We start from the raw sequence: 12,294 nt of genomic DNA on the forward strand, positions 1-12,294 counted from the left end.
TGACGCGCCACGGCGGATCGCGCGGGTGGTGCCTGCTCGGGCGGGCCGTCGGCCCCGATCGGCGTTGTCGGTATCGTGCGACGTCGTTGTCGGACGGTCATTCATAGCGATTCCTCGGGTGGATCACGCCCCGTCGAGGGCGTGGATGAGAGCGGTGGTCGCCGGCCCGAGCAGTGCGCGGGCGGATTCGGCGGCCCGTTCCGGCTCGCCCGCGTCGATCGCGGCGGCCAGGTCTCGATACGCGTCACCATTGCCGACTTCGGCGGCCATGATCGGCGCGAGCGCCGCCAGCGCGGGTTCGTAGGCGGCACGCAACATGGAATACATCAGCCGGAACGCGATCGAATCCGCGAGGTCGAGGACGTGGTCCCAGAATTCGAGGGCGATGCGTTGCTGAGCGATGGGGTCGTGTTCGGCGACAAGCGATTCCACGGTGTCGTGGAGCGCGGCCAGGCCCGCCGTGACCAGCGGGCCGGTGCGGTCCGACCGGACCCGGGCGGCGGCGAGCTCGGCGATCTTGGGACCGTTGTGCCCACGCGCCTCGAGAATGCTGCGCGCCACCGCCGGATCGATCGTGTCCCCCCGGAGCAGCAACCGCGGCAGCACTTCCAGCCCCGCACTGCGCCGATAGTCGAGCACGGTGGTCGCTTCCCCCTGCCGCACCGAGACAAGCCCCGCCGCCGCCAGTCGCTGCAGTGCCTCCCGCACGGCGGGCCGGGAAACCCCCAACGCCTCGGCCAACTGCCGCTCACTCGGCAACGTACTCCCCGCCGCCAACTCCCCACCCAGCACTTCCCCGGCGATCTGCTCGAACACATCCCCGGAAACCGAGCGCTTCACCACAGGAGTCCATGCCATGCCTCGATAATCCACCCAACAGGTCAAGAGGTCAAGTGGTCAGACCAGTTTGTTGACAGTGTTGGCATACTTGATACATCGGATACAGGAGGTGGGCCATGACGGTAACCCAAATCGATCTGGACGACGAGGCGCTGAGCGAGGCCATGCGCCTGATGGGATCGACGACCAAGAAAGACACGGTCAATGCGGCGCTGAGGGACTATGTCCAGCGGGTCCGCCGGGTGGAGGCGGCACAACGCCTGTTCGAACGCGGGCAGCGGGGCGAATTCGACAGCGCGGTGGCGGCACATGACGAGGCGAAAGCGCGCAATCGGACGATCGAGCCGTGATCCGGTATCTGCTCGATGCGTCCGGCCTCTGGCGGCTGTTCCGCGATGCCGACCTGTTCGCCGCCTGGCAGCCCGAGATCGAGGCAGGTGCCTTCCTCATCTGTGAGGCGACTCGCGCGGAGCTGTTGTTCTCGGCGACGAGCCCCGCCGACCGCGACGAGTTGGCCGCGGACCTGGATGCCCTCTGCGCGCCCGCCGCAGTTCCCAAATCGGCGTGGCGCTGGGTCGACACGGCGCAGTACAAACTCACCCAGCGCGGTCAGCACCGGTCAGCGGGGGTGATCGACTTGATCGTCTGTGCGACGGCAGTGCACCACGATCTGACCGTGCTGCATTCCGACGCCGACTTCGCGACGGTGAGCCGGGTCCTTCCCGAGGTCGCACAACGCGATATCCGGTCGGGATAGCTCAGCTCGGGTCGGAGCCGCGGATGGCGGAGAGCCAGGTGAAGGTGGTGGCGGCGACCGTGGTGGTGCCGATGAAGGCGGTGAGGTCGCCGTTCATGACGTAGACCCAGAGGAGGCCGAAGAAGGGGGCGGCGATGGCGGGCTGGGCGTCGAGGAGGAGGCGGCGGGCGACGCCGAAGGTGGGGAGCGGGATCGGGCGGCTCGGGTTGTCGATGAGTTTGCCCGCGGGTTCGGTGGTGCGGACCCGGCCGCTGGGGTAGAAGCGGAGGTCGCCCGCCCGGATGGCGCGATCGGACAATTCCAGGTCGGTGGGTGTCAGCGCGGCCAGGTCCGGGTCGTAGAACACCGGCTGCCACACCATCCGATCCCCGCTGGTGATCTCCAACCACGACCGGCTGACCAGCCGATGCTGCTGGCGCACCCGCCGCCCACCGACCCGCCCCCGCGCGACCAGCCCACTCGGCAACAGCCCGAACGCCAGCCCCAGCTGATAGGCCGTGAACCCCACCACCCCGACGGCGACCACGGCCAGCGCGCTCACCTGGTCCAGATCCGCGAACGGCACCCACGCGGCGATGACCGCGAGGGTGCCGCACGTGACGAGCAGCGGATAGGTGAGCGCGCGCGCCGGGCCGGAACTCGGCACAGTTACTTCACGAAACCGATCTTGGTGTAGTCGAGGGAAGCCAGGCCGGCCGCACCGTAGTTCGCGAGGGTATCGCGCACCGCGATATTTCCGGCGACCTGCATCAGCGGGATGGAATGGCCTTCTTCGAAGACCTTCCGGTCGACCTGATTCGCCAGTTCGATCGCCTTGGCGGGGTCGAGCTCGGAGACGGTCTGCTCGATCAGCGCGTTGAGCTCCGGCGAACCGATGCGGCCGTAATTGCCCTGCACGTCATCCGGGTACAGGCCGAACACCTGGGAGATGCTGCTGAGCGGGAAGGGGTCGCCGACCCAGCTCCACTGGGCCACATCGAAATTGCCCGGGATGATGTTGTCGCTGAAGAACCCGGCACCGGGCTTGGTCTCGATGTTCAGCTTCACCCCGATCTGGGCGAGATTCTGCTGGATGATCTGCGCGATATTGACCCAGGTATCGGACTGGTACATCACGTCGCGGATCTCGAGCCGACGACCGTTCTTCTCGCGCACGTCCCCGTTGAGCTTCCAGCCGAGGGCGTCGAGTTCCGCGGCCGCCGCGGTGGGGTCGAAGCCGAGGCTGTTGTCCTGATAGCCCTTCTGGCCCGCCACGTAGACGTGATTGTTGAGCGGCTTCGGTTCCTGGACCATGCCGTTCTGGATCGCGTTCGCGATGCCCTGGCGGTCGATCGCCTTCGAAATCGCCACGCGGACACCGGGTTCTTCCAGAATGGAACCCGGCGCGCCGTTGAAGGTCAGGTGCGACCACTGGTTGCTCGGTGCGCGTCGAATGGCGATGCCCGGCGTGCTGCGTGCGGTCTGGACTTCGTTGATATCGGCCAGACCGACCGCGTCGATCTCATCGTTCTGCAGAGCGGGCAATCGAGCGGCGCTGTCGAGCACGCTGAATGTGATCGTGTCGAGTTTGGGCGTCGCACCCCACCAGTTGGGATTGCGTCCCAGGACGATACGACCCTGTCCGCGGTCGACCGACTGCACGATGAATGGGCCTGCGGACGGCCCGGGTCCGTCGACCAGGCTCTTGTTGAACGCTTCCGGGCTGCTGGTCACCGACTTCGGGTAGAGGAACGAGTTCCCCGCGAACTGTCCGCGCCATTCGGCGTAATGCTGCTTGAACGTGATGACGGCCTGCCGATCGTCGACACCGCGCTCGACCTTTTCGACCCTGTCGAAACCATTGGCGTTGGCGATCAGGTAGGTCTTGTCCGCGCCGCTCTGCGCATTCGCCTGGGAGGCGATGTCTTCCCAGGTGACCGGCGTGCCGTCCGACCACACCGCTTTCGGGTTGATCGTGTACGTCACGACCTGTTGCGGTTCGGTCGAGGTCAGCGAGACGTCGGTGAAGTAGTCGGTGTTCACCGAGAGTTCGGCGCTGGCATCGGTCGCGAAGGCCCGCGGCATTGTCGGGCGCAGGATCCCCGCGACCTCGGCATCGTTGCCGTCGATATGTTGCGCATTCCAGTTCTGCGGCAGCGCGCTGGTCGCCAACCGCAGATTTCCGCCGTCACGCAGCTCACTGACATCCTTGGGATTGATGTCATTGGTGGTGCCGAGCGCTGCCTCGCCGGTCGGCGAAGGGGTATCGCCCGAGCCACACCCGGTGGCGATCAGTCCGACGATGACCAGTGGAATCGCCAGCCGGGTGGTCATTGAACGAATCCGCATGGTTCGCTCCTTTCCGAGTCTTCGCTGCACGAGCTGGACGTCTGGCTACTTGACGAATCCGACCTTGGTGTAGTCGTAGGACGCCAGTCCAGGCGCACCGTAGTTCGCGAGGGTCTCCCGCGCCGCGACCGTACCCGCGGATTGCACGATGGGCAGGGAGAAGCCTTCCTCGAAGATCATTCGATCGGCCTTGTTCGCGAGTTCGATCGCCTTCTCCGGGTCGAGTTCGGCGATGACTTCCTTGATCAGGGCATTCAGTTCGGGCGAACCGATACGGCCCTTGTTGCTCAGCGGGTTCGCCGGGTCGTAGGCGTAGATCTGCGGGAGCGCGCCGAGCGGGAAAATGCTCTTCGACCAGACGAACTGAGCGATATCGAAATTGCCGGGATCGATCACGTCGGTGAAAAGGCCGTTGCCCGGGTAGGTTTCGATGATCAGTTTCACGCCGATCGCGGCGAGGTTCTGCTGCGCGATCTGTGCCATCTGCGTCCAGGTGTCGGCCTGGTACATCACATCGCGGATCTCGAGCTTGCGGCCGTCCTTCTCCCGGATATCACCGTTCAGTTTCCAGCCGAGCTCGTCGAGCATGCGCGCGGCCTCGGCGGGGTCGTAGGCCACCGATTGCGCGTTGTCCTGATAACCCTTCTGCCCGACGAGGAACAGATGGTTGTTCAGTGGCTTCGGGTCGCTGACGATGCCCTGCTGGGTGGCGGTGGCGATGGCCTGACGGTCGATACCCTTGGAGATCGCGATCCGCAATTTCGGGTCTTCGAGGATCGAGCCGGGCGCGCCGTTGAACGTGAAGTGCGAGAACCGGTTGGCCGGCGCCCGCCGCACCTTGATGCCGGGAGCTCCCGTCGCGGTGGTGACCTCGTCGATGCCACTGAGCCCGGTGACATCGAGTTCGTTGTTCTGCAGCGCGTTCAACCGCGCCTCGTTGGCGAGGACGCTGTAGGTGACGGTGTCCAGTTTGGGAGTGTCACCCCACCATTTCGGATTGCGGCTCAGCACGATCCGCTGCTGGGCCCGATCGATCGAGGAGATGAGGAAGGGGCCGGACGACAACGGCATCTCGTTGCGGTACATGTCCTCGAACGCCTGCGGCGTCTCGGTCAGTTGCCGGGGATACAGCGGATTGAACAGGCCCTTCCACTCCGCGTAGTGCTCGGCGAAGGTGACGATCGCCTGGCGATCGTCGACACCACGCTCCACCTTCTCGACGCTGCTGTACCCCTGGCTGGCCGCGATCTTGAAAGCCGGATCGCGCCCGCTCAGCGCACTCGCCTGGGAGCGGAGGTCTTCCCAGGTGATCGGCGAACCATCCGACCAGACGGCCTTCGGATTGATCGTGTAGACGATCTGCTGGGGATTCGTGTTGGTGAGCTGAACGTCGGTGTAGTAGTTGTGATCGATCGTGAGGTTGCCCGCGGCGTCGGAGTTGATCGAGCCCGGCAACGCCCAACCGGTGAGGTCGCTGACTTCGCCGTCGGAATCGACATGCATGCTGTTGAAGGTCGCGGGAAAGCTGGTCAGCGCCAGCCGCAGGTTGCCGCCGTCGCGGAGCCCGTCGCGCTCGACCGGGTTGATGTCGTTGACCGCGCCGATCGAACTCGACCCCGACTCGACACTGGTGTCGGAGGTGCACCCACCGAGAATCAACGCCAACGCGACGACCGGTACGGCGACTCGGAATCCGGCTCGGCGGAGCCGGGAAGCGTAAGTGGTAGGGGTCATTTCGGTGATCCGATCTTCACGGGGTCGAACGTTGTCGAACCGGGGGTGCCGTCGCAGTCCGGTGGTTCTCATGGCGCCTCCTGGCTCAACCGCTGACGACGGGTTCCGGTACGGCCGCGATCAGCGAGCGGGTGTATTCGTGCTGAGGATTCGCGAAGATCTGCTCGGCGGGGCCGGATTCGACGATCTTGCCGCGCAACATCACCGCGATGTCGTGGGCGAGGTTGCGGACCACCGAAAGGTCGTGGGAGACGAACAGGTAGGACAGGCCGCGTTCGGCCTGCAGGTCGCGCAGCAGGTTCAGCACGCCGGCCTGGATGGACACGTCGAGGGAGGAGACGGGTTCGTCCAGGACGAGCAGTTCGGGGTCGAGGGCGAGGGCGCGGGCGATGCTGATGCGCTGCTTCTGGCCGCCGGAGAAATCGGCGGGGTAGCGCTCGGCGTGTTCGGGGCGCAGGCCGACCTGTCGCAGGAGTTCCGGCACGCGCCGGTTGACCTCCTCGTGCGAGCGGCCGTCGATGCGCAGCGGTTCGGCGAGCGCGTCGAAGATCGGCAGGCGCGGGTCGAGGGAGGCGCTGGGATCCTGGAAGACGATCTGCATCTTGCGGCGGATCTCGCGGGTGCGGGCCTTGGTGAGGGTGGCGACATCGGTGCCGAGCACCTCGATGGTGCCCGACTGCGGGCGCACCAGGTCCATGATCTGGCTCAGCGTGGTCGACTTGCCCGACCCCGATTCGCCGACCAGTGCCAGCGTGCGCCCGGCGCGGACGGTGAAACTGATGCCATCGACGGCGCGGACCTCACCAGTCTTACGGCGCAGCACCACCCCGGAGGTGAGCGGGAAGGTCTTCACCAGGTCGGTGACCCGCAGCACCACCTCCGAGTCGACGACGTCCGGTTTCGGCGGCTCCGTGATCTCCCTGCGGTAGGCCTCGAACAGCTGCGCGGTGCCGACCTCGGCGGTGCGGATGCAGGCCACCGCGTGCCGGGGCGCGACCTTCTCCAACGGCGGCTCCGCGGCGGTGCAGTCGTCGATCGAGATCGGGCAGCGGGGGGCGAACGAGCAGCCGCGTGGCAGCGCGTGCATGGCCGGTGGCGCGCCGACGATCGGGATGAGCGGGCTGCGCGCCGGACCGTCCATACGGGGGATGGAACCGAGCAGGCCGACCGTGTACGGCATCCGCGGCGCGGTGAAGAGCTCGGCGACCGGGGCGGTTTCGACGACCTTGCCCGCGTACATCACCGCGACCCGGTCGGCCACGGTGGCCGCGATCCCCATGTCGTGGGTGATCATGATGACCCCGGCGCCGGTGATGTCACGTGCCTTGCGCAACAGGTCGAGGATCTGGCGCTGCACCGTCACATCGAGGGCGGTGGTCGGCTCGTCGCAGATGATCAGCGCCGGATCGTTGGCGATGGCCATCGCGATCACCACCCGCTGGCGCATGCCGCCGGAGAACTCGTGCGGGAAGTTCCGCGCGCGCACCCGCGCATCGGGGATGCCGACGAGTTCCAGCAGGTCGATCGCGCGTTCGCCGGCCTCCTTGCGGCTCATCGAGCCGTGCGCGAGCAGGGCCTCGGCCACCTGGTCGCCCACCCGGTACACCGGGGTCAGTGCGGAGAGCGGGTCCTGGAACACCATGCTGATCGAGGAGCCACGCAGCTTCGACATCTGCTTGTCGCCGAGGCCGAGCAGTTCGCGGCCACGCAGCCGGATCGAACCCTGCACGCGCGCCTGTTCGGGCAGCAGGCCGATCACGGCGAGTGAGGACACGGACTTGCCGGAACCGGATTCGCCGACGATGGCGAGCACTTCGCCGTCGGCGACGGTGTAGTTCACCCCGCGCACCGCCTCGACGCGGCCCTCTTCGCCGGGGAAGGAGACGCGCAGGTCGGTGACCTCGAGCAGCGGCGCGGTCGACGTTGTCATCGCTTCTCGGCTTTCTTCAGCTCCACCTTCGCCGCGTCCTTCTGCTCGGCGACCTCCTTGCGCGCCTTGCGAGCACCGCGCGCACCGGGATCGAAGGCGTCGCGGAGTCCGTCGCCGACCAGGTTGGCGCACAACACGATCGTGATCAGCAGGCCACCGGCGAACAGGAACAGCCACGGGTAGGTGAGTGCCGACTTGGTGCCCGCCGCGATCAGCGAACCCAGCGACACGTCGGGCGGCTGCACGCCGAAACCGAGGAAGCTCAAACCGGTTTCGGCGCTGATGGCGGCGCCGACGGCGAGGGTGGTGTCGATGATCAGGATGGAGGCGATGTTCGGGAGGATGTGGCTGATGATCACCTTGTGCGTCGGCGCGCCCATATACCGCGCGGCGCGGACGAATTCGCGATCACGCAGGCTCAGGGTCAGGCCGCGGATGATGCGGGCGGCGATCATCCAGCCGAACACGCTGAGCAGCACGATCAGGATCACGATCGACCCCGAGCCCTTGGTGCGCGGTGCGAACAGCGCGATGATGATGAAGGCGGGCACGACCAGCAGCAGGTCGACGAGCCACATGATCGCCCGGTCGGTCCAGCCGCCGAGCAGCCCGGCCAGCGCCCCGGCGGTGGAGGCGATGACGCTGGCGAAGATCGCCACGCAGAAGCCGATGATCAGCGATTTCTGCAGGCCGCGCATGGTCTGCGCGAGCACGTCCTGACCGATCTGGGTGGTGCCGAACGGATGCTCGGCGCTCGGCGGCTTCAGCAGCGCCTTGTAGTCCATCTGCTGGTAGTCCCACGGCAGCAGCGGCGGCACCGCGAAGCTGGCGATCAGCAGCAGGAGCAGGACTACCGCGCCGACCACGGCGGGCTTGTTGCGCAGGAAGCGCCGCCAGACCAGCTTGCCGCGCCCGGCCGCGGCGGTCTCCGGCGCGCCGACGGCGATCAGTTCGGTTTCGGTCATGAGACACGCACCCTCGGGTCGAGAAATGCCAGGACGATGTCGGAGAGCAGACCCGAGACCAGCACCACCAGACCGGAGAACGTCGCCACCGTGACGACGATGTAGAGGTCCTGGGCGTTGATCGCGTCGACGAACCACTCGCCGACGCCGTGCCAGCCGAAGATCTTCTCGACGAAGGTCGCGCCGGTGATCAGGCCACCGAGGCTGTAGGCGAACATGGTCGCCATCGGGATGAGCGCCGTGCGCAGGCCGTGTTTGTACAGGGCGCGACGGTGGCTGAGGCCCTTCGACCTGGCGGTGCGGATGAAATCGCTCTGCAGCACATCGAGCATGGCGTTGCGCTGGTAACGGCTGTAGCCCGCCGCGGCGCCGAGCACCAGCACCAGCGTCGGCAGCACGAGATGCTGTGCGCGGTCGACCATCTGATTCCAGAAACCGACGACCTGATTGGCCGAGGTCTCGCCGGTATAGAGGAAGATCTGCGTGCCGGTGGCGGTATTGACCTGCAGCGCACCGTATTTCAGCAACGTGGCCAGCAGGAACACCGGTGTCGAGATGATCAGCAGGGACAGGATCGTCGTGAAATAGTCACTGAATCTGTACTGCCGGATGGCCCCCGCCGCGCCGATCAGCACCCCGAGCACGGTACCGAGCACCGAACCGAGGATCAGCAGCCGCAGACTCACCGAGACCCGACGGCCCAATTCCTCACTCACCGGCTGCCCGGACAGCGTGGTCCCGAAATCCCCTTGCACGACGCCGCCGAGCCAGGTGAGATAGCGCTGTGGGACCGGCTCGTCCAGGTGCAGTTCTTCGGCCTTCGCGTCGATCACCGACTGCGGCGGACGTGGATTGCGCTGCTCGAGGCTGTCGAGCGGACGGAACGTGAGCGAAGCCAGGCTGAACGTGAGGAACGAAGCCAGCAGCAGGAGCACGACGTAGTTGAGCGCGCGCCGCAACAAGAAGCCGGTCATCAGTCCCCTCTGGATCGGGTATTCAGGCCCTGATCATAAGGACAGTCCGGCGTCGGCGTGTGGCGACGTGCGGCAGGATGGAACGGATGACGCCCGTGCACCCGAAACCGCAGCTGGTCGCCACCGATGTCGATGGCACCTTGATCGACGACGTGGACAAGGTATCGGCCCGTACCAAGGCCGCCGTCGCCGCGCTCGTCGCCGACGGCGCCACCTTCGTGCTCGCCACCGGCAGGCCGCCGCGCTGGATCGAGCCGGTCGTCAGCGAACTCGGGTTCGCGCCGCTCGCGGTGTGTGGCAACGGCGCGGTCATCTATGACAGCGCCAACGATCGCGTGCTGTCCAGCCACACCCTCGACGTCGACACCCTCGCCTGGCTGGCCGAACTCGCCGAACGCGCGCTACCCGGCTGCGGGCTGGCGACCGAGCGCGTCGGCGCGAGCGCGCACGACGCGGCCACCCCGCAGTTCGTCAGCTCGCCCACCTACGAGCACGCCTGGCTCAATCCCGACGACACCGTCGTCTCGCATGCCGAGGTGATCGACGCGCCCGCGATCAAGATGCTGGTCCGGCTCAGTTCGGCCCGCAGCTCCGAGATGCGCGCCGCGCTGGCCCCGCTGATCGGCGATCGCGCCGAGATCACCTATTCCACCGAGAACGGGCTGATCGAGCTGGCCGTGCCGCGGGTGACCAAGGCGTCGGGGCTGGCCGAGGTGGCGCGCCGGGTGGGGGTCGAGGAGTCGGCGATCGTCGCGTTCGGCGACATGCCCAACGATGTGCCGATGCTGAGCATGGCCGGGCACGGGGTGGCGATGGGGAACGCGCACCCGGAGGCGCGGGCCGCGGCCGACGAGGTCACCGGGCGCAATGTCGACGACGGTGTGGCCATGGTGCTCGAGCGCTGGTGGGGCTGAGCGGAACGAACAACGGCCGGTGCCCTCGTGCGGAGGGGCACCGGCCGTTCTTCGCCTGACCGGGTGTCAGCCGGCCGGGGCGGGTTCCGCGGCGACCGGCGGTTGCGCCGGAGCCGGTTCGACGGGAGCGGCCTGCGGTTCGGCGGGCGCCTGCGGCGCGGCCGGAGCCGGCGCGGCGGGAGTCGCGGGCACCGTCGACTTGGGTGCCGTGGTGGCGGGCGCCTGCTCCGGCTTGCCGTTCATCCCCTCCATCTCGGCCTTGTACGTCTCGTTGTAGGTCTTCCAGAACGTGGTGACGATGCCGGTGAGCTCGTTGAGCACCAGCGAACCGTGCTGGAAGTCGGTGCGCAGACCGTCCGGCACGAGGTAGGCGCTGCCGGTCGGCAGGCCGAGCACGCCCGCGTCGCCGCCCAGGCTCAGGTAGCGATCCAGGATCGCGCCGACCACCTCGAAGACCTGGCCGTTCTCTCCCGAGAACACATAGCCGTTGGCGAACTTCGCGTACTGGCGGCCCTCGGCGCCCGAGATCAGGTCCGATTGCGGTGCGCCGAGCGGGCCGTCGACACCGCCGCGGCTCACCCAGTGCCTGGCGATCTCGTTCTCACCGGAGAGGCCGAGCAGCTTGTCGACCAGCGCGCCCAGCTCCGCCATGTTGCCCTGTGGCGCGCGGGCCTGCTGGCTCGGCGGCCGAACCGGCGTCGCGGGGGAGGAGTAGGTGCCCGCGTTGCCCGCGGCGATGGCGCGGATGCGGTCCATCAGCGAGTAGGCGGCGTCGCCGGGGCAGTCGGTGTTGCCGACATCGCGGTGCGCGAACACCACCGGCAGGTCGACGGCCTCGTCCTGGGCATAGGGCGTGAACTCGGTGCCCTCGGAGTACATCGTGGTGTGGCCCTTGGGATCGAGCCCGGCCACCTTCGACCGCCAGCCGATGAACTTGCCGATCGCCTCGATCGACTCCTCGCTCGGCGTCTCCGTCTCGTAGTTGCCCATCAGCGCGACCCCGGCGGTGTTCTCGTTGAAGCCACCGGCGTGAGCGCCCTGCACGGCGCGGTCGAGACCGCCGTAGCGGCCCTCGAAGATCTGGCCGTACTGGTCGACCAGGGCGTTGTAGCCCATGTCGCACCAGCCGAGGGTTTCGGCGTGATAGGCGTAGATCGCGCGGACGATGCCCGCCGACTCGGCGCGGCTGTAGTCGTTGCGACCGGCCGTGTGGTGCACGGTGATGCCACCGAGCCCGTCGTCGTAGGTGGGCTCCTCGCAGCGGATCGACTCGTCGGCACCCCACTGCGCGCGGGTGATCACCTTCGGGCCGCCGCCGGGCAGCGCCGCGGCGACATCGTTGAGCGCGGCGTCGATGGCGACCCGGCCCGGGTTGATCAGGACGGCCTTGAGCGCCGCCTCGGTGATGTGCGCGGGGTCGCCGTGATCGGGGGCCGCCGTCGGCTTGCGGGTCACCAGCATCTGCACGGCGGTGGTCTCGCCGACGTAGATCGGTTCGGTGCCGGTGGGCGCGTCGGCCGGGGCGTGATCGGTGGCCCTGGTGTCGACCGGATCGGCGTTGTACCAGGGACCCCAGTTGCCGTCCGCCTGCTTGGCGCGCAGCTTGGTGGTGGTGTTCACCATGTCGCGCGCGGTGAGCGCGACCATGCTGAACGGCGTTTCCTGGGAGAGCTCCTTGACCTGGGCGCCGGCCGGCGCGAAGAGGGCGGGGGCGCCCGCCGCGGGGGGGAGGAGGCATGGGCCGTAGGGTTAAACCCCCGGGGGGGGGGGGGGACCCCCCAGGGCCCATTGCCGGGGGCCTGAAATAATACCCCCAACCCCCGGCCGGGCCGCAGTTGGCGTAGGCCCCCAA

The 12,294-nt window shown here is 67.6% G+C and carries 11 protein-coding genes; 3 read left to right on the forward strand and 8 right to left on the reverse strand.

The annotated features are described in order from the left end of the window. Window positions 1-123 precede the first annotated feature (123 nt). The gene (locus QH270_RS13830; RefSeq protein ID WP_280341739.1) at window positions 124-858 is read right to left on the reverse strand and encodes a FadR/GntR family transcriptional regulator; all 735 of its coding nucleotides are present in this window, start codon (window positions 856-858) and stop codon (window positions 124-126) included. A 98-nt stretch (window positions 859-956) separates the two neighbouring features. Between QH270_RS13830 and QH270_RS13835 the strand changes: the two genes are divergently transcribed. After that, the gene (locus tag QH270_RS13835) at window positions 957-1,190 is read left to right on the forward strand and encodes a type II toxin-antitoxin system VapB family antitoxin (RefSeq protein ID WP_280341741.1); all 234 of its coding nucleotides are present in this window, start codon (window positions 957-959) and stop codon (window positions 1,188-1,190) included. Continuing rightward, window positions 1,187-1,597 (forward strand): PIN domain-containing protein, encoded by a 411-nt coding sequence (locus QH270_RS13840; protein WP_280341743.1) that lies wholly within the window; start codon window positions 1,187-1,189, stop codon window positions 1,595-1,597. The genes QH270_RS13835 and QH270_RS13840 overlap by 4 nt, the downstream gene beginning before the upstream one ends. 1 nt (window position 1,598) lies before the next feature. Here QH270_RS13840 and QH270_RS13845 read toward each other — a convergent pair whose 3' ends face one another. The 6 genes from QH270_RS13845 to QH270_RS13870 form a co-directional block, all read right to left on the reverse strand. Continuing rightward, window positions 1,599-2,243, reverse strand: coding sequence for a hypothetical protein (locus tag QH270_RS13845; RefSeq protein ID WP_280341745.1), 645 nt, complete (start codon window positions 2,241-2,243; stop codon window positions 1,599-1,601). Window positions 2,244-2,245: 2 nt separating this feature from the next. Then, window positions 2,246-3,925, reverse strand: a complete 1,680-nt coding sequence (locus QH270_RS13850; protein ID WP_280341747.1) for an ABC transporter family substrate-binding protein — start codon at window positions 3,923-3,925, stop codon at window positions 2,246-2,248. Between the two features lie 45 nt (window positions 3,926-3,970). Next, complete coding sequence (locus tag QH270_RS13855) at window positions 3,971-5,659, reverse strand: ABC transporter family substrate-binding protein (RefSeq protein WP_280341749.1); 1,689 nt, start codon at window positions 5,657-5,659, stop codon at window positions 3,971-3,973. An 85-nt stretch (window positions 5,660-5,744) separates the two neighbouring features. Then, window positions 5,745-7,589: an ABC transporter ATP-binding protein gene (locus tag QH270_RS13860; protein WP_280341751.1), complete on the reverse strand. Its 1,845-nt coding sequence runs from the start codon at window positions 7,587-7,589 to the stop codon at window positions 5,745-5,747. Beyond that, window positions 7,586-8,554 carry an ABC transporter permease gene (locus QH270_RS13865; protein ID WP_280341753.1) on the reverse strand — a complete coding sequence of 323 codons (969 nt, stop codon included), beginning with the start codon at window positions 8,552-8,554 and terminating at the stop codon, window positions 7,586-7,588. The genes QH270_RS13860 and QH270_RS13865 overlap by 4 nt, the downstream gene beginning before the upstream one ends. Next, window positions 8,551-9,528, reverse strand: a complete 978-nt coding sequence (locus tag QH270_RS13870; RefSeq protein ID WP_280341756.1) for an ABC transporter permease — start codon at window positions 9,526-9,528, stop codon at window positions 8,551-8,553. The genes QH270_RS13865 and QH270_RS13870 overlap by 4 nt, the downstream gene beginning before the upstream one ends. Before the next feature lie 77 nt (window positions 9,529-9,605). On the opposite strand from QH270_RS13870, the gene QH270_RS13875 reads away from it, so the two are divergent. Further along, window positions 9,606-10,442, forward strand: a complete 837-nt coding sequence (locus tag QH270_RS13875; protein WP_432420358.1) for an HAD family hydrolase — start codon at window positions 9,606-9,608, stop codon at window positions 10,440-10,442. Window positions 10,443-10,508: 66 nt separating this feature from the next. Here QH270_RS13875 and QH270_RS13880 read toward each other — a convergent pair whose 3' ends face one another. Next, a complete protein-coding gene (locus tag QH270_RS13880) occupies window positions 10,509-12,089 on the reverse strand; it encodes an N-acetylmuramoyl-L-alanine amidase (protein WP_280341761.1) in 1,581 nt (526 codons plus the stop codon). Window positions 12,090-12,294: the final 205 nt, after the last annotated feature.

Origin of the sequence: Nocardia neocaledoniensis (assembly GCF_029868625.1) — a bacterium.
Taxonomy (GTDB): domain Bacteria; phylum Actinomycetota; class Actinomycetes; order Mycobacteriales; family Mycobacteriaceae; genus Nocardia; species Nocardia neocaledoniensis_A.